General features: G+C 60.9%; 20 protein-coding genes. 11 read left to right on the forward strand and 9 right to left on the reverse strand.

The window, feature by feature from the left end; translation table 11 throughout:
* Positions 1-52: 52 nt before the first annotated feature.
* Positions 53-724 (forward strand): lysoplasmalogenase, encoded by a 672-nt coding sequence (locus CVE41_RS14375; protein ID WP_100261274.1) that lies wholly within the window; start codon positions 53-55, stop codon positions 722-724.
* Here the strand turns inward: CVE41_RS14375 and CVE41_RS14380 are convergent.
* Both CVE41_RS14380 and gyrA read right to left on the reverse strand, forming a co-directional pair.
* Positions 721-1,563 carry a TauD/TfdA dioxygenase family protein gene (locus CVE41_RS14380; RefSeq protein ID WP_100261275.1) on the reverse strand — a complete coding sequence of 281 codons (843 nt, stop codon included), beginning with the start codon at positions 1,561-1,563 and terminating at the stop codon, positions 721-723. The genes CVE41_RS14375 and CVE41_RS14380 overlap by 4 nt on opposite strands.
* Complete coding sequence (gene gyrA, locus CVE41_RS14385) at positions 1,560-4,394, reverse strand: DNA gyrase subunit A (RefSeq protein WP_100261276.1); 2,835 nt, start codon at positions 4,392-4,394, stop codon at positions 1,560-1,562. The genes CVE41_RS14380 and gyrA overlap by 4 nt, the downstream gene beginning before the upstream one ends.
* A gap of 300 nt (positions 4,395-4,694) precedes the next feature.
* Here gyrA and CVE41_RS14390 point away from each other — a divergent pair, with 300 nt between their 5' ends.
* Positions 4,695-5,990, forward strand: coding sequence for a hypothetical protein (locus tag CVE41_RS14390; RefSeq protein WP_100261277.1), 1,296 nt, complete (start codon positions 4,695-4,697; stop codon positions 5,988-5,990).
* Positions 5,991-6,053: 63 nt separating this feature from the next.
* On the opposite strand, the gene CVE41_RS14395 is transcribed toward CVE41_RS14390, so the two are convergent.
* Genes CVE41_RS14395 through CVE41_RS14410 form a run of 4 tightly spaced genes read right to left on the reverse strand, consistent with a single transcriptional unit; the run spans position 6,054 to position 8,756 of the window.
* A complete protein-coding gene (locus tag CVE41_RS14395) occupies positions 6,054-6,779 on the reverse strand; it encodes an NYN domain-containing protein (RefSeq protein ID WP_100261278.1) in 726 nt (241 codons plus the stop codon).
* A gap of 36 nt (positions 6,780-6,815) precedes the next feature.
* Positions 6,816-7,457 carry a carbonic anhydrase gene (locus CVE41_RS14400; protein ID WP_100261279.1) on the reverse strand — a complete coding sequence of 214 codons (642 nt, stop codon included), beginning with the start codon at positions 7,455-7,457 and terminating at the stop codon, positions 6,816-6,818.
* Positions 7,457-7,765 carry a P-II family nitrogen regulator gene (locus CVE41_RS14405; RefSeq protein WP_100261280.1) on the reverse strand — a complete coding sequence of 103 codons (309 nt, stop codon included), beginning with the start codon at positions 7,763-7,765 and terminating at the stop codon, positions 7,457-7,459. Before CVE41_RS14405 ends, CVE41_RS14400 begins: the two co-directional genes overlap by 1 nt.
* A 10-nt stretch (positions 7,766-7,775) precedes the next feature.
* Positions 7,776-8,756: a sodium-dependent bicarbonate transport family permease gene (locus CVE41_RS14410; RefSeq protein ID WP_100261281.1), complete on the reverse strand. Its 981-nt coding sequence runs from the start codon at positions 8,754-8,756 to the stop codon at positions 7,776-7,778.
* 101 nt (positions 8,757-8,857) lie between these two features.
* Here CVE41_RS14410 and lipA point away from each other — a divergent pair, with 101 nt between their 5' ends.
* Entirely contained in the window at positions 8,858-9,811 is a 954-nt protein-coding gene (lipA, locus tag CVE41_RS14415; protein WP_100261555.1) for a lipoyl synthase, read from the forward strand.
* The gene (locus CVE41_RS14420; protein ID WP_100261282.1) at positions 9,811-10,266 is read left to right on the forward strand and encodes a type II toxin-antitoxin system RatA family toxin; all 456 of its coding nucleotides are present in this window, start codon (positions 9,811-9,813) and stop codon (positions 10,264-10,266) included. Before lipA ends, CVE41_RS14420 begins: the two co-directional genes overlap by 1 nt.
* On the opposite strand, the gene CVE41_RS14425 is transcribed toward CVE41_RS14420, so the two are convergent.
* Positions 10,263-10,766 (reverse strand): CinA family protein, encoded by a 504-nt coding sequence (locus CVE41_RS14425; protein ID WP_100261556.1) that lies wholly within the window; start codon positions 10,764-10,766, stop codon positions 10,263-10,265. The two genes, CVE41_RS14420 and CVE41_RS14425, sit on opposite strands and share 4 nt — an antisense overlap.
* A gap of 14 nt (positions 10,767-10,780) precedes the next feature.
* Entirely contained in the window at positions 10,781-11,920 is a 1,140-nt protein-coding gene (locus tag CVE41_RS14430; protein ID WP_100261557.1) for a bifunctional 2-C-methyl-D-erythritol 4-phosphate cytidylyltransferase/2-C-methyl-D-erythritol 2,4-cyclodiphosphate synthase, read from the reverse strand.
* Between the two features lie 79 nt (positions 11,921-11,999).
* On the opposite strand from CVE41_RS14430, the gene dusB reads away from it, so the two are divergent.
* From dusB to hflX, 7 genes are all read left to right on the forward strand, one after another.
* The gene (gene dusB / locus CVE41_RS14435) at positions 12,000-13,019 is read left to right on the forward strand and encodes a tRNA dihydrouridine synthase DusB (protein ID WP_100261283.1); all 1,020 of its coding nucleotides are present in this window, start codon (positions 12,000-12,002) and stop codon (positions 13,017-13,019) included.
* The gene (locus CVE41_RS14440; RefSeq protein ID WP_232725723.1) at positions 13,016-14,077 is read left to right on the forward strand and encodes a two-component system sensor histidine kinase NtrB; all 1,062 of its coding nucleotides are present in this window, start codon (positions 13,016-13,018) and stop codon (positions 14,075-14,077) included. Before dusB ends, CVE41_RS14440 begins: the two co-directional genes overlap by 4 nt.
* A gap of 3 nt (positions 14,078-14,080) precedes the next feature.
* Positions 14,081-15,493, forward strand: coding sequence for a sigma 54-interacting transcriptional regulator (locus CVE41_RS14445; RefSeq protein ID WP_100261284.1), 1,413 nt, complete (start codon positions 14,081-14,083; stop codon positions 15,491-15,493).
* Positions 15,494-15,554: 61 nt separating this feature from the next.
* Positions 15,555-17,795 carry a sensor histidine kinase gene (locus CVE41_RS14450; RefSeq protein WP_100261285.1) on the forward strand — a complete coding sequence of 747 codons (2,241 nt, stop codon included), beginning with the start codon at positions 15,555-15,557 and terminating at the stop codon, positions 17,793-17,795.
* Positions 17,796-17,797: 2 nt separating this feature from the next.
* Positions 17,798-19,180 (forward strand): nitrogen assimilation response regulator NtrX, encoded by a 1,383-nt coding sequence (gene ntrX / locus CVE41_RS14455; RefSeq protein WP_100261286.1) that lies wholly within the window; start codon positions 17,798-17,800, stop codon positions 19,178-19,180.
* Positions 19,181-19,351: 171 nt separating this feature from the next.
* A complete protein-coding gene (gene hfq, locus CVE41_RS14460; RefSeq protein ID WP_100261559.1) occupies positions 19,352-19,888 on the forward strand; it encodes an RNA chaperone Hfq in 537 nt (178 codons plus the stop codon).
* Between the two features lie 17 nt (positions 19,889-19,905).
* Positions 19,906-21,207, forward strand: coding sequence for a GTPase HflX (gene hflX / locus CVE41_RS14465; protein ID WP_100261287.1), 1,302 nt, complete (start codon positions 19,906-19,908; stop codon positions 21,205-21,207).
* Here the strand turns inward: hflX and mazG are convergent, their stop codons facing one another.
* Complete coding sequence (mazG, locus tag CVE41_RS14470) at positions 21,208-21,963, reverse strand: nucleoside triphosphate pyrophosphohydrolase (RefSeq protein ID WP_100261288.1); 756 nt, start codon at positions 21,961-21,963, stop codon at positions 21,208-21,210.
* Positions 21,964-22,006 lie beyond the last annotated feature (43 nt).

Genomic DNA, 22,006 nt, shown 5'->3' on the forward strand with positions numbered 1-22,006 from the left:
TGCTTGCACATGCCCTCTATCAAGGATTACCGACCGGCAAAGAGGGGAATCCATGCCGAAACGCGCATTATCCGAACATCGTCCCTACCTGCTCGCCAGCCTCATCGCTGCCGTGAGCTACTATTTCGTCGCGGACGATCCGATCGGCGGGATCTGGTTGATGGGATGGAAGGCCGCAGGTGTGGGCTTCCTCGCCCTCTATGCCGCGCATCGCGGGAAGGGCTTCGATGCTTGGCTGATTGCAGCCGTCATGGCGTTCGGAGCGATGGGCGATGCCTTGCTGGAAGTCAGCTTCCTTATCGGAGGTGGACTTTTCGCGGTCGGACACCTCATCGCTGTCTGGCTGTATCTGCGCCATCGACGAGGGGTCACGACCGGGAGTCAGAAAGGTGCGGCACTAGCCTTGCTGGTGTTTACGCCCATTCTGGCCGCGTCGCTGACCTATCCACTCCCGAACTGGCAGCTTGCTGCTGGATACAGCTTCCTCGTCGGCGCAATGGCGGCGGCAGCCTGGACCAGCAACTTTCCGCGTTACCGAGTTGGTGCAGGCGCAGTGCTGTTCGTCGTTTCAGATTTGCTGATCTTCGGTAGGGAAGCGGGCAGGGTACCGTATGAGGTCGCGGAATGGCTTATCTGGCCGCTCTATTACGGTGGGCAATTCCTGATCGCGACCGGCGTGGTGCAGACTCTCCGACATCCGGAGCTAAGGGCCGGAAAAGCCTAAACTTGCCATGCCGCGATGGTCGTGCGGTGCAGTTCGCGCCGCTGTCCCTCGTATCCGCCGGTTGCCTTGTGCAGCACTGCGCGATTGTCCCACATGACGAGCATGTCGGGTTCCCACTGGTGTCGATAGACGAAATCGTCGCGCGATTGCCACTTGGCAAGCTCGGATAAGAGGGCAATCGCTTCTGCCTGCTCCATTCCCTCGATGCCGATAATGTATCCCAGTGTTGAGTAGAGACACTCCTGACCGGTTTCGGGGTGTTTCTGCACCAATGGATGTGTCCTGGTTTCCCGCGCGCTTTCATCGGGTCGGATTGCCATCGATCGGCCCTGATCACTCTCGCCGTATGTCCCGTCGGGAGCATAGGCGAGTTGGGCGCTGTGGATGGCCGTTAGGCCTCTCAGGAACTCCTTCCGGTCATCGGGAAGCGCATCGAAGGCAGCCTGCTGGTCGGCGAAGAGCGTGTCTCCGCCGGTCGATGGTATATCGACGGCAAGGAGACACGTCCCGGCCGGCGGACATTCGAGGAAACTCCAGTCGCTATGCCAGTTTTCCGCGAATAACGGACTGGTTTCGTCCGCCTCGCGCAGGATTGCGGCAATGTTCTGACGGCCCTCAATGGGGTCGAAAAAGGGATCTTCCCCGAACCCGCCCATGGCGATGGTAAACCGTTCGAGGTCGTCATCACCCATATCTTGGCCGGGAAAAGCGAGGACCTTGTGTTCGAGCCAAAGCTCGCGGATCCGTTGGATGTCTGCTGCAGAAAGGTCGCGGGACAAGTCGACGCCGGTTACCCTGGCGCCGAATGGCCCGTCGCTTCTTACCGCCGCAATCGTCACCCGCCGGGTTCCCCTTCGATGTTCTTGTCGGAATGCGCGGTGGTATAGGGCTCTGTCGTCTTCGCGGCATTATCCGCGATTTCGTCCGCGATGGCCTGTTCCGCATCGTTTTCCGGCTCTTCCGTCTCATCGATCAACGCCGCACCGACGATCTTTTCTCCCTTTGCGACGTCGAAGATCCGTACACCAGAAGACCCGCGACCGGAGATGGAGAAGCCCTTGTGGTCCTCGAAACCATTCTCGATCTCGTGGCGGAAATCGATCGGGAGGCGGATCAACTTGGCCTGGTCGGTGACCAGCATCAGCTGAGCGCCGTGCCTGACCGGGAAACTGCCGACGACCGGGCCGTTGCGTTCGGGATTACTGTCAGGCGTGCCGATATTCGTCAGGCCCTGACCACCGCGCCCGATGGTGCGATATTCGTAAGCCGACGAGATCTTGCCGTAGCCATTAGCCGTAAGCGTGAGGATGAATTCCTCGCCATCCTGCATCGACGCGACCGTATCGGCGTCCAGCGTGTGCACCGCGTCATTGTTCTTCCAATGCGCTGCGCGAAGATACGCTTCACGAGTTTCCATGTCTGCCGAAAGCGGGTCGAGCACGGCCATGGAAACGACCTTGGCATCGTTCTTCAACGTCATGCCGCGCACACCGATACCGGTCCGGCTCTTCGTTTCACGCGCGTCAGTGGCGGCGAAACGGATCGCCTTGCCGGAATCCGAAGCGAGGAATACTTCCTGGTTCTCGCTCAGCAGCTCGACGCCGATCAGGCGATCGCCGCTCCCCTCGACGAAGCCCATGGCGTATTTGCCGTTGCTGGGCACGTTGGTGAAGGCGTCCATCGAGTTGCGACGGACCATGCCTTGCTCGGTAGCAAACACGATGTTGAGCTTGGACCACTCGGCCTCGTTCTCGGGCAGGGCGAGGACGTTGGTGACCCGCTCTTCATCGCCAAGCGGCAAAAGGTTCACCATCGGGCGGCCCTTGGTCTGGGGGCTGCCTTCAGGCAACTTCCAGACCTTCATGCGATAAACGCGTCCGGTATTCGTGAAGAAAAGCACGGGGTTGTGCGTCGAAGTGACGAACATTTCGACGACGGCGTCTTCGTCCTTCGTTGCCATTCCCGAGCGCCCCTTGCCGCCGCGTGCCTGGGCGCGGAAGGCTTCGAGCGGCGTGCGCTTGATGTAGCCGCCATGGGTAACCGTGACGACCATCTCTTCGCGTTCGATGAGGTCTTCATCCTCGATCCCGTCCCAGGCGGGCGCGATCTCGCTGATGCGCGGCGTGGCATAAGTGGCGCGGATCTCGGAAAGCTCTTCGCGCATGACGCCATAAAGCTTCACCCGGTCAGCGAGGATGGAGAGATACTCTTCGATAGCAATCGAGAGCTCCTTGAGCTCGTCACCGATCTCGTCGCGTCCAAGCGCGGTCAGGCGATGCAGCCTGAGGTCGAGGATCGCCTTCACCTGGCGTTCGGAAAGGCGATAGGTACCGCCGTCCTGCTCATCGGACGGTTCGATCGCTTCGATCAGGGCGATATATTGCCCGATGTCACCGATCGGCCATTCCTTGGAGAGCAGTTTTCCGCGTGCTTCTGCGGGATTGGACGAGCCGCGGATCATCGCGACGATCTCGTCGAGATTGGAAACCGCAACCACGAGGCCGAGCAAAATGTGCGCCCGTTCGCGCGCTTTGTTCAGTTCGAACTTCGTGCGCCGTGTGATGACTTCTTCACGGAACGTGATGAATGCCTGGATGAACTCGCGCAGCGTGAGGACCTCCGGCCGCCCACCACGAATGGCGAGCATATTAGCCGGGAAGCTGGCCTGCGCGGGTGTGTATCGCCAGATCTGGTTGAGCACGACCTCGGGAGAGGCATCGCGCTTGAGATCGACAACCACGCGAACACCTTCGCGGTTCGATTCGTCGCGGATGTCCGAAATGCCCTCGATCCGCTTGTCCTTCGCGGCTTCCGCGATCTTCTCGACCAGCGAGTTCTTGCCGACCTGGTAGGGGATCGCAGTGAGGACGATCGACTGGCGGTCCTTGGCCTTCGTTTCGACCTCGTGGCGGGCACGCATCAGGATCGAGCCGCGACCGGTAGTATACGCGGCGCGTGCACCGCTTTTGCCGAGGATCAGCGGAGCGGTCGGGAAGTCCGGACCGGGAATGATCTCGAACAGCTCTTCGCTCGTGATGGCGGGGTTGTCCATATAGGCAAGGCAGCCGTCGATCACCTCACCCAGATTATGCGGCGGAATGTTCGTCGCCATACCGACCGCGATACCGCCGGCACCATTGACCAGCAGGTTCGGGAAGCGGGCGGGGAGGACGGTCGGTTCGCGCCGCGAACCGTCGTAGTTGTCGGTGAAGTCGACCGTGTCCTTGTCGAGATCGTCCAGGAGGGAATTGGCGACGCGCGCCAGCCTCGCCTCGGTGTAACGCATGGAAGCCGGCGGATCCGGATCCATCGAGCCGAAGTTACCCTGGCCATCGACCAGCGGCACCCTCAGCGACCAGTCCTGCGTCATGCGGGCCAGTGCATCGTAAATCGCGGCGTCGCCGTGAGGGTGATAGTTACCCATCACGTCACCGACAATCTTCGCGCTCTTGCGGTAAGGCCTGCCGGCGACGAAGCCGCCTTCCTGGCTGGCGAAGAGGATACGGCGATGAACCGGTTTCAGCCCGTCCCGAACGTCGGGCAGGGCGCGGCTGACGATCACGCTCATCGCGTAATCGAGATAGCTGGTCTTCATCTCATCGACGATGTCGATGCGGGCGTATTCGGGGCCCGGTGCCGGGCTTTCCATCAATTCGGTTTCGTCAGACAAAACGCTGTGTTTCCATGATCTGCGATAGAGGGATCAGTTCGAGCTGTCACTCTAGGGGAAGCGGCGGACTCATGCCAATTTTAAGGGGAGGGAGTGGGCTGATTCCGGCGCTTTTTCCACATATGTCTTGCTGCTGGTCGCACGGTGTTGCTGAATGCTGGGTCGGGGCGTCATTCAATGTCCGTTCAGCGCGAAAACCCTACAAGATTTGCAATGAGAGCGTATAACGGCCAATTGCCGCACCGTTGAGTGAATTCGGCGCCTCCGCGCTCATTCCCCCTATCCACTCTTGGGAGTTACATGATGATTTTCACCCGTCTTTCCAAGGCTTCGAGCACGTCTTCGGCGCTCGCCCTTGCCATGATCCTCGGCGCGACCGGGACAGCTGCGACCGTCGCGCTGGAGCAGCCGGCTTTCGCGCAGAAAAAGAAAAAGAAGGACGATAAGGCCGACGCGAAGAAGTATTCCGACGGATTTGTCGCAGTTTACCAGCCTCTCTCGGAGCAGGTGAATGGTGGCGCACCGGACTGGAATGCCATCGCGACCCAGCGCCCTGCAATCGTCGCTGCGGTGGAAACCGACGATGATCGCATGGTTGCCGGCAACCTGATCTACAGCATCGGTACCAACCTCGAAAATCGCGCCCTCCAGCAGGAAGGCGTGGAACTGATGCTTGCCAGCGGCAAGGTTGCACCGGAATCGCTCGGCCAGTACAATCTTCTTGCCGGCCAGCTCGCCTACAACGCGGACGAATTCGCAAAGGCGCGGACCTATCTGATGAAGGCTGTCGAGCTTGGCGCTACGCAGAGCCAGCCCGAGGGTCTGATCGCCGAATCCTACTTCACGGAAGAGAACTACAAGGCAGGCCTGGACTACCTCGCCACGTCGATCGCCGCTCGAGAAGCGGCCGGCGAAGAGGTCAACGAGCAGTGGGTCCGCCGCGGCCTGCAGATGGCGTACAACAACCAAATGAAGGCCGAGCTGAACCAGTTCGCTCAGCTTTTCATCAAGCATTTCCCGAACCAGCAGAACTGGGGCGAGGTCGTTGCGATCACCGCTTATGGCGGTGGCTGGCAGAACCCGGAAATCCTGGATCTCATGCGCCTGGCACGTGATGCCGATGCCCTGCGTGACGAACGCATGTACGCCGACTACATCGACAGCGCCGACTATCGCCGACTCCCCGGGGAAGTCGCCGCCGTCATCAACGAAGGCTACACCAAGGGCACCCTGAAGCGCACGGACAGCTATGTTTCGGAAATCTTCGGCATGGCCACCGACCGCGCTGCGACCGATCGCGCCGACCTCACGGGCCTCCTGACAGGTGCGCGTGGCGCTTCGGACCTTCGCACGGTCATGACGGGTGCAGACCTTGCGCTTAGCTATGGCGACTATGCGGCCGCAGAAGCGCTGTACACCAAGGCACTGGGCCTGGCGGGAGTTGATTCCAACCTCGCGAACACCCGCCTGGGTATTGCGCAGCTGGAACAGGGCAAGAGCGCCGAAGCACTTGCCAGCTTCAAGGCTGTCCAAGGCCAGCGTGCAGCCATCGCTCAGCTGTGGGCGATCTATGCCGAACAGCAGGGCGGCATGTAATCCTGCGATCTTCTGATTGAGGAGCGGCGCGGATCCCTACCGGGGTTCGCGCCGTTTTCCTGTCTAACGCAGGCGTTTGACCCAGACGGTATTGTCCCGGCGTTCGACCTTGAACTGCTCGATTGCTTCGAACAGGTCCGACAGTCGCTTGAATCCGTAATTGCGTACATCGAAGCTGGACCGGTTGCCTGCGATCTGGCCGACTTCCCCCATCTGGGCGAAGCCTTCGTCGTCACGCCGGGCCGCTTTCCATGCCGTACCGAGCAGTTCGACCAGTTCCTCGTCGATGCCGCCCTTGCTCTTCTTGCCGTTCTGTTTGGGCATATCAGGCTCGTCAGACGCGCCCTTTATCAGGGCGTCGATGTCGATGAAGCGCGTGCACGCGCTCTTGAAGGCATCGGGCGTCTTGTTCTTGCTGCCAAATCCATAGACGAGCAAGCCATCCTGCCTGAGGCGAGTTGCCAGCGGCGTGAAATCGCTATCGGAACTCATGATCCCGAACCCATCGACCTTGCCCTGGTAAAGCAGGTCGATCGCGTCGATAGTCATCGCCATATCCGTGGCGTTCTTACCAGCTGTCATATCGAACTGCTGGTAAGGAAGGATACCGTACTTGTGGCTCAGCGGCCCCCAATTCGAGAGATTCGGCTTGGTAAAGTTACCGTAGGCGCGCTTGATGTTCACTTGCCCCAGTTCGGCCATCACGGTCAGCACCGGATCGATCCCCTTGGGTGACGTGTTGTCCGCATCGATCAGCAGGGCGATGTTTTGTAGGGGTTTTTCAGGCATGGATGATCCTTGGCGGTGCAGAGCCCCGCGCGCAAGTCACTTCGCGGGCTGGAACTGACCCGTTTCCTCGTCGCGTACATAGAGAACGCCTTCCGCGATTGAGAAGAAAGCGCCACGAAGCTTGAGCGAACCATCGGCCTCGCGCTTGCGAACGCAGGCGAAGGTCCGCAAATTTGCGAGACTGACGCCAACCGCCGCAAGTTCCATTGCGCGTTCGGCTTCCCCTCCTTCAGTGCCGTGCTTGGCCACAACCTCATCCCGCGCATCATCTAGCAGGCCAACCCAGTTCGCGATGAACCCGCCTTCGCCCGGAGCATTCCCATAAAGGTCGCGGGACAGCGCAGCCTGGCAGCCACCGCACATACCGTGGCCCATTACCACAATCTGGCGAACCTTGAGAAAATTGACCGCAAATTCCAGAGCGGCCGAAACCCCGTGCTGGCCGGCAGATTCTTCGTAGGGCGGAACGAGCGCCGCAACATTGCGCACGACGAAAATCTCGCCCGGATCGACATCGAATATCTGTGCAGGGTCCACACGGCTGTCGGAACAGCCAATAATCATGAGCTTCGGGCTCTGCCCCTCGGCCACGAGCTTGTCATACCGTTCCCTCTGCTCGGGATAACCGTCGGCGCGGAAGCGATGATAACCGCGCAGTAGTTCGGTAAACTCGGGCATCAGAAACGCTCCCCGCGGATTACCTCTACGTCCCACATCGACAGTAACAGCCCATGACTGGTCAGGATCGGCGCGATGTCCTCTGCCAGGGCCATCGCCTTGTCCTGGGGAGCAATCGTCAGGATCAGCACCTTGTCCGTGCCCATCACGCGTTCCTCGCGCCAGCGGCCTTCGCGGCCCTTGCCGGACTGAACAGGCGTCACCGTCCACCCGGTAATGCCGGCACGGTCGATGGCGTCGGTAACGCGGCGCTGGAGCGCCGTGTCGGTCAAAATCTCGATGCGTTTCCTGATGACGGTTTCGATCATATCAATTCCCTCAGGCGACAGCCAGACGGCTCGCCAGAGCGCCAATCAAGCCGATATTGATTAGGATGTTGAACGGGAAGGTCACACTCAACGACATGGTGAGGTAGATGCCTGCATCGGCCTGGGGCAGGGCGAGGCGCATGGCTGCTGGCACGGCGATGTAGCTGGCACTGGCGCACAGGACGCCAAGTGCGGCTGCAGAGCCGACGTCGAGGCCGATTGCACTACCCAGGATCGTTCCGAGCGCTCCATTCACGAGGGGCAGGATTATCGCCACGAGAGCGAGGCGGACTGTCATCGCCCGCGCATCCATCAGACGCCGCGCCGCGATCAGACCCATGTCGAGGAGGAACAGGCACAGGACACCCTTGAAACCTGCCTGGAAGAACGGCTCGACATCTGCAAATCCGCTGGCGCCGGAAATCATGCCGATAGCGAATGCTCCAAGAAGGAGCACCACCGATGCATTGAAAAACACCTCATGCAGCAGTTCGCCTGTGCCCTGATCGTTCTTCGCATCCTTCTTGTCGATCGCCTTGCGAGCGAGCAACAGGCCGGTGAGGATCGCGGGAGTCTCCATTGCGGCCATTACCGCGACCATGAAACCGCCCGGCGGGATGCCGCGTAGTTCGTAGACTTCGACGGCGGTCACGAATGTCACCACGCTGACCGACCCGTAATGGGCCGCCACTGCGCCGGAATTGAGCGTATCGAGTTTTGCAAATCCCTTGAGGACTGCAAAAGCGAACAATGGGATGAGAAAGCTTGCGCCAATACCGGCTAGCAGGGCCAAGGCGACCGTCGTGTCGACACCGCTTTCCGAAACGGCGACCCCGCCTTTGAGGCCGATCGCCGCCATAAGGTAAAGCGACATCCCCTTGGCGAGAGCTTCCGGAACCGCAAGTTCGGACCGCGCAAAGGCCGCAAGCATGCCCAGCACGAAGAACAGGATCACGGGTGATGTGAAGGTCTCTAGTGTTGCAGCATCCATACGCGATTCAGTAGAATGCGCCGGATGCGACGGCAAGTAAGCAATGGGCAACATATCCACGGGTTGCTTGGGAGGCTCGGCAAGCCTAGATGGGCGGCGCAATGAACGACCTTTCTTCCGCTCCCGCTCCCGAAGACGAACGCCCGCGCAAGAAGCGCAAGCCGGACTGGATCCGGGTGAAGGCGCCCGTCAGCAAAGGTTATCAGGAAACGCGCAAGCTTATGCGCGACCTCAAGCTCAATACGGTTTGCGAAGAAGCGGCCTGTCCCAATATCGGGGAATGCTGGGACAAGAAGCACGCCACCGTCATGATCCTGGGCGATGTCTGCACGCGCGCCTGCGCCTTCTGTAATGTGAAGACCGGAATGCCGCGCCTCGTCGATCCGATGGAACCGGAGAATGTCGCAATCGCGGCTGGCCAGATGGGTTTGCAGCACATCGTTATCACCAGTGTCGATCGTGACGACCTGCCCGATGGCGGTGCCGGTCAGTTCGTGAAGGTGATCAAGGCGCTGCGTCGCGAAACGCCGGACACGACCATCGAAATCCTCACGCCAGACTTCCGTGGCAAGATGCGCCCGGCAGTCGAAGCAATCTGCGAGGCGGGACCGGACGTTTACAACCACAACCTCGAAACCGTGCCGCGTCTCTATCCCACGATCCGCCCTGGCGCGCGCTACTATGCCTCGCTGCGGTTGCTGGAAGAAGTGAAGTCGCACGATCCAATGATCTTCACTAAGTCGGGCATCATGCTCGGCCTTGGCGAGCAGCGCCTCGAAGTGCACCAGGTGATGGACGACATGCGCAGCGCGGACGTCGATTTCATTACCATGGGCCAGTACCTCCAGCCCACGCCTCGCCACGCCAATGTGGAAGATTTCGTCACACCAAAGGCTTTCGCAGCCTATGGTTCGATCGCGCGTGCAAAGGGGTTCCTTCAGGTGGCTTCGAGTCCGTTGACGCGGTCGAGCTATCACGCGGGCGACGATTTTGCGCAAATGCGGGCGGCTCGTGAAGCCAAGCTTGCGAAGGAGCAGGCGAGGGCGTCCGCCTGATGCCAGGCATCACCGAGACCCGGCGGCTCCCCTATAGCTGCGAGCAGATGTTCGACCTGGTAGCCGATGTTGGCAACTACTCGAAGTTCCTGCCGTGGGTTGTGGCCACGCGGGTACGCAGCGACAGCGAGACCGAAATGGTCGCCGACATGCTCGTCGGCTTCAAGGCGATCCGCGAGAAATTCACGTCACGGGTAGTCAAGAGCCGACCGGACTTCATCGAAGTGTTCTACGTCGACGGTCCGCTCAAGGATCTCGACAACAAGTGGACCTTCCGCTGCCTGCCCGATGGCGGGTGCGAAATCGATTTCTGCGTCGATTTCAGCTTTCGCAATGCTGTTTTCGAAGCGCTGGCCGGCCAGTATTTCGACCGGGCTTTTCGCAAGATGGTCGAAGCCTTCGAGAAGCGGGCGGATGACCTCTACGGCCGCGAGAACGCCGCGGCGAACCTTTAAGGCAGCAACAGATCAAGCGCGCAAAGGGTCGCTTCCTTGCGGATGTCGGCGCGCGACGTCGGTTCGAACCGCTTCAATTCGCCCTCGGGCTCGCCTTCTTGTCCGCGCACGACCTTGGCGAAAACCACTGTGCCGACCGGTTTGTGCTGGGTCCCGCCTCCGGGACCTGCAACGCCGCTGATGGCCACGGCGACATCGGCGTTGCTGCGCGCCAATGCTCCCTTGGCCATGGCCCATGCGCAGGCGATCGAAACCGCTCCGAAAGTCTCGATGATATCGAGCGAGACGTCGAGCATCTCGATTTTCGATTCGTTCGAGTAGGTCACGAACCCGCGGTCCAGAACGGCAGAGGAGCCGGGAATTTCGGTCAGCGCTGCCGCAACAAGCCCGCCCGTGCAGCTTTCCGCCACCACGACCTTGCGTCCTGCGGCCGAATTCTCCTCGATCACCCGCTTGGCGAGTTCGTCGATTTCTTCGGGGAGTAGGGCCTGGAGCGTCATGCTCACCTCTTGAACTAGTTGCGGATTACCGTTGCGATTGCCTGCGCAGCGATACCTTCGCCGCGACCGGTGAATCCCAGCCTTTCGGTGGTGGTCGCCTTCACCGATATGCTGTCGATGTCAACGCCCGCGAGGTCCGCGATCCGCGCTCTCATGGCAGCGCGATGGGGGCCGATCTTTGGCGCTTCGCAGATTATCGTCAGATCGATGTTGCCGATTCGATACCCGGCCTCGCCAACCAGCTTCACGGCGTGGAGCAGGAACTTGTCACTGCTCGCACCTTTCCACTGCGGATCGCTCGGAGGAAAATGATCGCCGATATCGCCGCGTGCCACGGCACCGAGGAGCGCATCCACAATGGTATGGAGGGCAACGTCGGCATCGCTGTGGCCGGACAGGCCTTTCTCGTAGTCGATACGGATACCCCCGAGCCATAGCTCTTCACCTTGCACCAGTCGGTGCACGTCGAAACCCATGCCGGTTCTCACGTCGAGGGATGGGGTCACGAAGTCCTCCGCAAATGTCAGTTTCTTCAGTCGCTCGTCACCTTCGACGAGGGTCACTTCTCCTCCGCATGCGCGAAGGACCTGCGCATCGTCGCCCGCATCGCTCGTGCCGGTCCAAGCCCTGTGAGCATTCCGGATTGCATCGAAGCGGAAAGCCTGCGGGGTCTGGACCCGCCGCAGGACATTACGATCCGCCGAACCGGACATCAGGCCGTCGGCCTCGATCGCAAGACTGTCGACGACGGGCAGGGTCGGGATCGCGCCTTCGTGACTTCCCAGCGCTTCCAGCAGGCCAGCGATCACCGCACGCGGGACGTCCGGGCGCGCGGCATCGTGAATGAGGACGCTATTTGCAGACCCGATTGCTTCCAGCGCGTTCGCGACCGATTCCTGCCGGGTGCTGCCTCCTTCGACTAACAACACTTCCAGACCGGCCAAAGCCTCTCGTGCAAGCGCTTCACCGCCGGGCGGGATTGCAACGACCACCTGACTTGCACCTTCGCCGAGAAAAGCCTCGACCGAATGGCGCACGACAGGCTTGCCGCGCCACCTCGCAAACTGCTTAGGAAGGGGCTGGCCGGCACGAATGCCCTTGCCAGCAGCGACGACGATCGCGGCGAAGGTGGGGAGGGGGGGATGGTTTGCCATCGCCTTGCCCGCTAGCCGCTTGCCGTTTTCGCTGCAACGCACTATGTGCCTGCCCAATTATTAGGCACACGCACAACTCATGAGCGCACATCCCAAACCGCCCGTACCACCGAGACCGATCGACATCGGCCGCGTCCGGATCGACACGCCTGTCGTTCTGGCCCCGATGACGGGCGTCACGGACCTGCCTTTCCGCAAGATGGTGCGGCGGTATGGTTCGGGCCTCAACGTGACCGAAATGATCGCGAGCGAGGCGGCGATCCGCGAAACACGGCAGTCCGTTCAGAAGGCCGCCTGGGACCCGACCGAAGAGCCTGTTTCGATGCAGCTGGTGGGCTGCGATCCAGGCAGCATGGCCGAGGCAGCCAAGCTCCAGGAGGGCAATGGCGCCGAGATTATCGACATCAATTTCGGCTGTCCCGTTCGCAAGGTCGTGGGGCAACTCGCGGGATCAGCCCTGATGCGTGAAGTCGGGCTTGCGACCAAGCTGATGGAAGCCACCGTCGAGGCGGTGAACGTGCCCGTAACCGTGAAGATGCGCATGGGTTGGGATCACAGCGATCTCAACGCACCTGAGTTGGCCCATATCGCAGAGGATCTCGGCGTGAAGATGGTCACCGTCCATGGCCGCACGCGCAACCAGATGTATAAGGGCAGTGCAGACTGGGCCTTCGTGCGCAAGGTCAAGGATGCGGTCTCCATTCCCGTCATCGTGAATGGCGACATCTGCACGGTCGACGATGCCGCCAAGGCCCTCGACCAGTCAGGTGCCGATGGATTGATGATCGGCCGCGGGGCCTATGGTAAGCCCTGGCTGCTATCTCAGGTCATGCACTGGTGGCGCACCGGCGAGACGCTCGAAAGTCCGTCCTTCAATGAGCAGTATGAAGTCGTGGTCGAGCATTACAATGATATGCTGGAACTCTACGGCGAAGACGTGGGCGTGAAGATCGCGCGCAAGCACCTTGGCTGGTATACGAAAGGGATGCACGGCTCTGCCGAGTTCCGCAATCGCGTGAACTTCATCGATCAAGCCCCTGTCGTACTTGACGAACTTGAGCGTTTCTACGAACCGTTTCTCAAACGGCGAGCAGCGTGAGCGAAGCGCCCTCGGCGTCGGTACAGCTTGCAGGAATGGTCTTTGCCGTCCTGCTGGTCGATCCGGAAGGGCTCGTGCATGAAGCCAACCCGCCCGCAGAAGAATTGCTAGGAAGGAGCGCGCGGCGGATCATCGGCTGCAGGCTTCTCGAGCTCATGAGCATCGCTCCCGAGCGGGTTGAAAAGTCGCTCCTCGAAACTGACACACAGCTGATCGCGCGCGGCCTGACGGTTAGCGCAGCGGGTCGCGACCATCTCGTCAATCTAAGTTGTTCGCCTTTGCACGCCCATCCGGGATGGCGTGTCATCACCGTTTCCGAAGCAGGGCAGGGCGGAAACGAGAACGATGACGAGGACCGCACCGAACTACGCGCACCGGCAGTCCTTGCTCACGAAATCAAGAACCCCCTTTCGGCCATTCGCGGGGCGAGCCAGATTTTGGCGAAGCGCGCCAGCGAGCGGGACAAGCCGCTTGCCACGATGATCGAAGGCGAGGTTGCGCGCATAGCCAACCTGATCGACCGGATGCAGCAGTTGGGCAGTTCCAACCCGGTCGAGACCGGTCCCTGCAATCTCCACGAAGCAATTCGCGGGGCAATGGCCACCGTCAGGGCGGGCCGCGAAAACGCCTGCGAACTGGTCGAAGAATTCGATCCTTCCCTGCCGCAGGTCGAGGCGGATCGCGGCGCGCTTGAACAGGTCTTGATAAACCTGCTCGCCAACGCCTGCGATGCCAGCATGGGGGTGGAGGATGCCCGCGTCGTCGTGCGTACACGCTTCGTTAGCGGACTGGTCTTTTCCGCCATCCGTCTTGGCAAGCCTGTTCGCCTGCCGGTCGAGATAACCGTAACCGACATGGGGCGGGGCGTGCCGCCTGAATTGCGGGAGCAGATTTTCGAACCCTTCGTATCCGGCAAGTCGCAGGGGCAGGGCCTTGGCCTGGCCTTGGTGCGCAAGCTCCTGCGCGACATGGGCGGAAGGGTCGCGCATGAACGGGATGAGCGCGCAGGCCTCACCCACTTTCGCATAAACCTGCCCGTTGCGCAGAAGGATGACTGATCGATGACGAACCGCGTTCTCCTAGTTGAAGACGATCGCGCAATCGCCACCGTCATTACAGAAGCGTTGCGCGACGAAGGCTTCGACGTCACGGCGTGCAGCACCGTAGGCAAGCGTGACGCCTTGCTTGCAGGTCACACCTTTGACGTCATGCTTACTGACGTCATGCTGGAAGACGGGGATGGCCTGGCGTCTATAGCAAATGTCCATGAAGCAGCGCCCGACATGCCGGTCATCGTGCTGTCCGCCCAGAATACGCTCGATACCGCCGTAAGGGCGAGCGATAGCCGTGCCTTCGAATATTTCCCCAAGCCTTTCGACCTCGATGAATTGACCCACGCCGTTCGTCAGGCCACGAAACGATCGGCACAAAGCGCGGACAGTCTCGAGGGCGAGGGCGAGGGCTCGCTACCGCTCATCGGGCGAAGCAAGGCGATGCAGGACGTCTACCGGATGATCACGCGCGTCCTGCGCAACGACCTCTCGGTCCTCGTCACCGGTGAGAGCGGTACCGGCAAGGAACTGGTGGCAGAGGCGATCCATGAACTGGGTTCGCGCCGCACTGGCCCCTTTATTGCTGTAAACATGGCCGCGATCCCGCACGACCTTCTGGAGAGCGAGTTATTCGGGCACGAGCGCGGTGCTTTCACAGGGGCAGTATCGCAGCAGATCGGAAAGTTCGAGCAGGCCAACGGAGGCACGCTTTTCCTCGACGAGATTGGGGATATGCCTGCCGAAGCGCAGACCCGGCTCCTCAGGGCGCTGCAGTCCGGAAAGATTCGCCGCGTCGGCGGACGCCAGGAGATCGGGGTCGACGTGCGGATTATCGCTGCGACGAACAAGGATCTCGGCCCGATGATCGCCAGCGGCTCGTTCCGCGAGGATCTCTACTATCGCCTCAACGTAGTCCCGATCCATCTTCCGCCCTTGCGGGAACGGCGCGAGGACGTGGGCGCGCTGGTAAAGCATTTCTTGGGGCAGGCGGTTGCGGAAGGCCTGCCGAACCACGGCATTTCCGATGGTGCTATCAAGCGGTTGGAAGCCCAGCGGTGGAAAGGCAATGTGCGTGAATTGCGCAATGTCGTTTTCCGCCTGGCGCTGACCGCGCGCGAAGACGTGATCGACGCTGAAACGGTCGACGATGCTCTTCCAGCGATCGAGGAGACATCACGAGGCGCCGCGACGCCATTCGATACTGCGTTGCAGATGTGGTTGTCCGCGCAAGCCAGCGTCCCCGGCACGCTCTATCACAGTGCGCTAGCCGCCTTCGAAAAGCCCCTGTTCGAGCATGCGTTGCAGGAAACGGAGGGCAACCAGCTGCGCGCTGCACAGCTATTGGGCATAAATCGCAACACCCTTCGGAAGCGGTTAAGCGACCTCGAAATAGAGCCTGAGCGATACGTCCGACGACGTTGATGTTCATTTCGTCGTTTTTCGTCTTGCATATCTGCAACAGAGGTGTCGTAAACTAGCCACGATGGCGACTATGGCCGGTTCTTCCCCGAAGCGCACTCCGCGTTGGTGGCGGCGATTTGTCGTCGCCTCCCGCCGCGCCAACCTGATTTCCTTGGTGGAGATTTTCGCCGTGGCGATTTTCGCCATAATGGTGGTCACCACCTGGGCCGCCTTCACGCGTGCTCCACCGACCGGCGAACTGCTGCCGAGCAGGCAGGTTGCGGTCCTCTTGATCGGGACAATGGTGCCTGCAATGGCCCTGCTTGTCCTCGCCGGTCGCAGACTGGCGCTGAGACGGGCGGCAGGCAGCACGGCGCGTCTTCACGTGAGACTGGTGTTCTTCTTCTCCATGATTGCAGCTGTGCCGACGCTGCTGGTGTCGGCCTTCGCGGCCGTCCTGTTCCAGTCGGGCGTGGACTTCTGGTTTTCGGACAATTCACGCGGGTTGATGGAGAACGCAAACCAGCTGGCTGAAGTCTACTACGAAGACAACCAGCTCGATCTGGGGCAGGAAACCATTTCCATGGCGATGGATATGCGCTCGATCCTGCAGCAGGTTTCGATCACCGATCCCGATTTCCAGCTGGCCTACCGTTACCAGGCCGAACCGCGCGACGTCATCGAAAGCGCGATCATGCAAACGATGCCCGATGGCACAGCCCGGGTCGCCGTCGTATACGGGATCAACCAGGCAAGCGATCCGGTCGGTTTCACGGAGGGAAGCCTGCGCGCCCTGCGCGGCGGCGAACCTGTAGCCATCAAGGGCAGTCCCGAGCGCATCGAGGCCGTTGCACCGATCGACCGTACGGCCGGAATATACCTTTACACGGCACGCAACGCCGAAGCGGCAAGCTTCCGTAGCTGGGAAAGCGCCCGATCGATTTCTACCGCATACGAGGAACTGACCAAGCGGGCGAGGGCGCTCCAGTTGCGCTTCAACCTTGCGCTGTTCTTCGTCAGCCTCGCGCTCGTCGGACTGGCGGTCTGGTTCGCCCTGCGGTTCGCGGACCGGCAGGTCGAGCCGCTGACCGATCTCGTCGGCGCAGCTCGCAAGGTCGGTGCAGGTAACTTTGCCCTGCGCGTCGAAGGCCGGACGGGAGCCGATGAAATCGGCCTGCTCTACCGCGCTTTCAATCGCATGACCGCCCAGATCGAGAAGCAGACCGACGCGCTCGTCGGCGCGAACGAGGAGCTGGAGGATCGCCGCAGCTTCATCGAGGCCGTGCTGGAATCGGTCAGCGCCGGGGTCATCACCATCGACGGCAAGCGTCGGGTACTTCTGATGAACGCGCCCGCACAGAACATGCTTCTGGAAGGCGGCGAGGGCAGCGAACATCCTGAAACGCTCGACGCAATGGTGCCGCAGATCGCCGTCCTCGTCGAAGCAGGATTGGATCGCGGCGTGGTCAGCCACTCGCGGCACGGCGAGCTAATGACGCTTGCCGTACGTCTCGTTCCCGAAGGCGACGGTCATGTGATTACCTTCGAGGACATCACCCGTCAGCTGCTCGACCAGCGGCAGGCCGCATGGTCGGACGTCGCGCGCCGCATCGCACATGAGATCAAGAACCCGCTGACCCCGATCCAGCTGGCGACCGAACGGCTCAAGCGCCGCTATCGCAAGCAGATCGAGCAGGACGGCGACTTGTTCGATGAACTGACCAACACGATCGTACGGCAGGTCGGTGAATTGCGCACGATGGTGGATGAATTCTCCAGCTTTGCCCGCCTGCCGAAACCCGTTTTCCGGCAGGAAGATGCGCTCGACCTTGTGCGCCAGTCGATGTTCCTGCAGGAGGTGGCGAACCCGCAGATCAATTACGGGCTGAGCACCGAAACTGACGGCCCGCTGATGGTCGAAGCCGACCGCCACCAGTTGGGCCAGGCAGTCACGAATATCCTCAAGAACGCCGCCGAGGCGATCGAAGCTCGCGCAGCGAATGCCGAACCCGATTACCGCGGCGTAATCGCCGTCGAAGTGACGGAAGACGAGAAGTTCATCGCCATCGCGATCAGCGATAACGGGATCGGTCTTCCCCAGGATCGGGAACGCATCCTGGAACCCTACGTGACCACGCGCGAGAAGGGCACCGGCCTCGGTCTCGCGATCGTGAACAAGATCGTCGAAGAGCACGGTGGCGAAATGAATTTCTCCTCGATCGAGGAGGGCGGAACGCGCGTCACGCTAAAGATCGCACGTGATCCGCATCGCGGCCCCTCCCTGGGCGAAGACCGAACGAATACCGAGAAAGCAGGAAGATAATCATGGCACTCGACATTCTCATCGTCGATGACGAACGCGACATTCGCGAGCTCGTGGCGGGCGTCCTGAGCGACGAGGGCTACGAATGCCGTACCGCCGCTGACAGCACGTCCGCACTGGATGCGGTCGACGAGAAACGCCCCAGCCTGGTGCTGCTCGATGTGTGGCTTCACGGTAGTCAGATGGACGGGCTCGAGGTCCTCGACGCGATCAAGGCTCGCGAACCCGAACTGCCCGTGATCATCTTCTCCGGCCATGGCAACATCGACACCGCAGTGTCCGCCGTAAGCCGCGGTGCGATGGACTTTATCGAGAAGCCTTTCGAGGCGGAACGGCTGCTCCACCTCGTCGAGCGCGCAACAGAGACCGAACGCTTGCGCCGCGAGAACTCCCGCCTGCGCGAAGGCATGGGCGAGGGCGGTGAGTTCACCGGCAACTCGGCCGCCATCAACAACGTTCGCGCCACTCTCAAACGGGTCGCCAGCACTGGCAGCCGTGTCCTGATCAGCGGCCCCGCGGGATCCGGCAAGGAAGTAGCCGCGCGCTTGCTTCACAGCTGGTCCACCCGGGCAGACAAGCCCTTCGTCGTCGTCAACTCGGCCCGCATCACGCCCGAACGTTTCGAGGAAGAGCTGTTCGGCGAAGAAGCCGAAGGCAAGCTGGTTCGGCCCGGCCTGCTGGAAACGGCAGACGGTGGCACGCTCTACCTCGACGAGGTGGCGGACATGCCGCTTTCGACCCAGGCTCGGATCCTGCGCGTGCTGACCGACCAGAGCTTCGTGCGGGTAGGCGGCACGCGGCAGATCGGCGTCGACGTCAGGGTCGTTTCATCGACTGCACGCGAACTCGAGGCGGAAATGGAGGAGAAGCGGTTTCGCGAAGACCTGTTCTACCGCCTCAACGTGGTGCCGGTGGAAGTGCCCTCTTTGTCGGAGCGGCGCGATGACATTCCCGCATTGGCGGAACATTTCTTCGCCCGCTACGCGATCGAGCAGGGCATCCGTCCACCCGACATCAGCGAGGAAGCGATGGCTGCGCTGCAGGCTTACGACTGGCCCGGAAACGTCCGCCAGCTGCGCAATGTCGTGGAACGCACGATCATCCTCACACCGCGCGAGAATCTCGACACCGTCGAAGCGGACATGCTTTCCGAAGAAGTGACTGGCGGCAAACTTGGCGACAGCGGCGGAATGGCGCAGCTGATGGGGGCACCCTTGCGGGAGGCGCGCGAAAGTTTCGAGCGCGAATATCTGGCCATCCAGATCCGCAGGTTCTCCGGCAACATCTCGAAAACGGCGAGTTTTATTGGCATGGAACGCTCGGCTCTGCACCGCAAGCTCAAGCTTCTGGGAATGGCGGAACGTCGCAATAGCGATCGGAAATAGCGCTCGGACACAATTTCCACTTTTGCGACAACAGAATTATCCTGTTGCCCAAAAAGCGCGGAAACGTCACATTGCCCGCGGTTGCGGGACTCGTTGCCCGAACCCCGGACGCCGCAAGAGCGTCCAGATTGCGTTTGCAGATGCAGGCGCCAAAAAGAAGGAGCGATGATTATGGCCGGCGACCGCACATTATCTGCGCGACCGCGTGCAGCGCAGGAACCGCAAAGCAAGGGCAAGGCCCCGAGCTTGCAGGACGCATTTCTCAACTTGCTGCGCAAGAACAAATCGCCGGTGACGGTATTCCTGGTGAAGGGCGTCAAGCTTCAGGGCATCGTTACCTGGTTCGACAATTTCTCGATCCTGCTGCGCCGCGATGGACAGTCCCAGCTCGTCTACAAGCACGCAGTCAGTACGATCATGCCCGGACAGCCGGTCGACGCCGAACAATTCGCCAGCCAGGGCTCCGGCGCGAAACAGCGCTTGCTTCAGGACGTATTTCTTAGCCGGGTCAGCGAAGCCGAGGCGCAGGTGACCATGTTCCTGGTGAATGGTGTCATGCTCCAGGGCAAGATCGCCGCCTACGACCTGTTCTGCATGATGCTGGAACGCGATGGCTATGTGCAACTTGCGTACAAGCACGCGGTCTCCACAATTCAGCCCGCCACCCCGGTCGACCTGTCCGAGGACTGGGACGAGGACGAACACTGAGCTTCGATGACGATCTGATGGGCGAAGTCTCGCGCGGTGCGCGGGCCCTTGTCGTGTGCCCGGATATCCGTGGGGTATCCTATGACCTCGACTCGCAAAGCCGCCTCGAAGAAGCCGAAGGCTTGGCTCTCGCAATCGGTATCGTCGTGGCCGACAGCTTTGTCCTCCCGGTCCGCGACGTAAAACCGAACCTCCTGTTCGGGTCGGGGCAGGTGGAGAACATCCGCATCGCCTGCGACCAGAACGAGGCGGAGCTGGTTGTCGTAGATGGGGCACTCAGCCCGATCCAGCAACGCAATCTGGAAGACAAGCTGGCTCGCAAGGTCATCGACCGGACAGGCCTTATCCTGGAAATCTTCGGGGAACGTGCGGCCACGGCCGAAGGGCGCCTGCAGGTCGAACTGGCCCACCTGGATTACCAGCAGAGCCGCCTTGTGCGCAGCTGGACCCACCTCGAACGGCAGCGTGGCGGCTTCGGTTTCCTCGGCGGACCGGGTGAAACCCAGATCGAGGCCGACAGGCGCATGATCCGTCAGCGCATGGGGCGCTTGCGCAAGGAACTGGAACAGGTTCGCAAGACACGAGGGCTGCACCGTGAACGGCGGGAGCGAGCGCCGTGGCCTGTCATCGCCCTTGTCGGCTACACCAACGCCGGCAAGTCCACCCTTTTCAACCGTCTGACGGGTGCAGAGGTCATGGCAGAGGACCTTCTGTTCGCTACGCTGGACCCGACGATGCGCGCAATTGCTCTGCCCGGGGTTGAAAAGGCCATCCTCTCCGATACCGTCGGCTTCATCTCGGACCTTCCGACCCAGCTCGTGGCGGCCTTCCGTGCGACCTTGGAAGAAGTGACCGCGGCAGACCTTATCTGCCACGTCCGCGATATGTCCAACCCTTCTGCAGAAGCACAAAAAGTGCAGGTTCTCAATGTTTTGAGAGAGCTTGGTGTGATCAATTCGGAAGAAGGTTCCGAAGCGATCCCCATTCTGGAAGTATGGAACAAGTGGGACCTGCTGGACGAGGAGGCGGCCGAAGAACTCGGCGGGCTTTCGCAGGCTTCCGAGGATGTCGTTGCCGTGTCCGCACTGAGCGGGGAAGGGGTCCCCCAGTTCCTCGATCGGGTGGGCGAGATCCTGACGTCCCGCGCCACGGTGCGACGTTTCGAACTTCCGGCAAGCGATGGCCGCCGAATCGCCTGGTTGCACGCCCATGGCGACATTCTGGAGGAAGAAGCACTGGAGGAGGGGCCCCAGGGCCCCATGCGGAGCTTCACCGTGCGGCTGAATCCCAAGGAGCTGGGACAATTTGAAAGCCTATGATCAGGACTTCTCGGCGCGCTTTACAGCTTGCCAGAGTTCTTCCTGTGCCTCGAGATCACGCGTTTCGAAGTCATCGCCAGCAAGCTCTTCCATAGCGCGAAAGCGGCGTTCGAACTTCGCATTCGCAGCGCGCAGAGCCTGCTCCGCGTCAAGCCCATAGGCGCGCACCAAATTTACGGCAGCGAAGAGGAGATCACCGGCTTCCTCCTCCTTTTCGTGCGGAGCGGCTTCTCTCAACTCCTCGATTTCTTCGAGAACCTTGTCGCGTGGGCCTTCGGTGTCAGGCCAGTCGAAACCATGGCGTGCCGCTCTCTTTTGCAGTTTTTGGGAGCGCATCAGCGCCGGAAGGGCCTGGGCTACACCGTCCATCGCGCTGTCCGAGCCTGCGGCGCTGCGCTCGGCGGCTTTCAGATCTTCCCATCGCGCGTCTTCCATTACGCCGCCTTCGTCGCCGAAAATATGGGGATGGCGTCGTTCCATCTTCTCCGAGATCGTTTGCACCACAGCGCGGAAGTCGAAATGTCCGGCCTCGGACGCCATCTGCGCATGGAAGACCACTTGGAATAGAAGATCGCCGAGCTCGCTTTTAAGATCGGAATAATCTTCACGTTCGATCGCATCGGCGACCTCGTAAGCTTCCTCGATTGTATACGGAGCGATAGTTTCGAAGGTTTGCGCCGTGTCCCATTCGCAACCGCGTACCGGATCGCGCAGGCGTTCCATAATGGTAAGCAGGCGATCTATATCATGGGGCATATGGTCTACCTGAGTGGGGGATAGGTCTACATTGGTATCGGAG

The sequence above is a fragment of the Qipengyuania seohaensis genome, from assembly GCF_002795865.1.
In the GTDB taxonomy this organism is placed as follows: Bacteria; Pseudomonadota; Alphaproteobacteria; order Sphingomonadales; family Sphingomonadaceae; genus Qipengyuania; species Qipengyuania seohaensis.

Excerpts from the sequence above, each read along its gene's own strand:
- CVE41_RS14375 (WP_100261274.1), top strand. The coding sequence starts at position 53 with ATGCCGAAACGCGCATTATCCGAACATCGTCCCTACCTGCTCGCCAGC.
- CVE41_RS14390 (WP_100261277.1), top strand. The coding sequence starts at position 4,695 with ATGATGATTTTCACCCGTCTTTCCAAGGCTTCGAGCACGTCTTCGGCG.
- CVE41_RS14395 (WP_100261278.1), bottom strand. The coding sequence starts at position 6,779 with ATGCCTGAAAAACCCCTACAAAACATCGCCCTGCTGATCGATGCGGAC.
- CVE41_RS14400 (WP_100261279.1), bottom strand. The coding sequence starts at position 7,457 with ATGCCCGAGTTTACCGAACTACTGCGCGGTTATCATCGCTTCCGCGCC.
- CVE41_RS14405 (WP_100261280.1), bottom strand. The coding sequence starts at position 7,765 with ATGATCGAAACCGTCATCAGGAAACGCATCGAGATTTTGACCGACACG.
- CVE41_RS14410 (WP_100261281.1), bottom strand. The coding sequence starts at position 8,756 with ATGGATGCTGCAACACTAGAGACCTTCACATCACCCGTGATCCTGTTC.
- lipA (WP_100261555.1), top strand. The coding sequence starts at position 8,858 with ATGAACGACCTTTCTTCCGCTCCCGCTCCCGAAGACGAACGCCCGCGC.
- CVE41_RS14420 (WP_100261282.1), top strand. The coding sequence starts at position 9,811 with ATGCCAGGCATCACCGAGACCCGGCGGCTCCCCTATAGCTGCGAGCAG.
- CVE41_RS14425 (WP_100261556.1), bottom strand. The coding sequence starts at position 10,766 with ATGACGCTCCAGGCCCTACTCCCCGAAGAAATCGACGAACTCGCCAAG.
- CVE41_RS14430 (WP_100261557.1), bottom strand. The coding sequence starts at position 11,920 with ATGGCAAACCATCCCCCCCTCCCCACCTTCGCCGCGATCGTCGTCGCT.
- dusB (WP_100261283.1), top strand. The coding sequence starts at position 12,000 with ATGAGCGCACATCCCAAACCGCCCGTACCACCGAGACCGATCGACATC.
- CVE41_RS14445 (WP_100261284.1), top strand. The coding sequence starts at position 14,081 with ATGACGAACCGCGTTCTCCTAGTTGAAGACGATCGCGCAATCGCCACC.
- CVE41_RS14450 (WP_100261285.1), top strand. The coding sequence starts at position 15,555 with ATGGCGACTATGGCCGGTTCTTCCCCGAAGCGCACTCCGCGTTGGTGG.
- ntrX (WP_100261286.1), top strand. The coding sequence starts at position 17,798 with ATGGCACTCGACATTCTCATCGTCGATGACGAACGCGACATTCGCGAG.
- hfq (WP_100261559.1), top strand. The coding sequence starts at position 19,352 with ATGGCCGGCGACCGCACATTATCTGCGCGACCGCGTGCAGCGCAGGAA.
- hflX (WP_100261287.1), top strand. The coding sequence starts at position 19,906 with ATGGGCGAAGTCTCGCGCGGTGCGCGGGCCCTTGTCGTGTGCCCGGAT.
- mazG (WP_100261288.1), bottom strand. The coding sequence starts at position 21,963 with ATGCCCCATGATATAGATCGCCTGCTTACCATTATGGAACGCCTGCGC.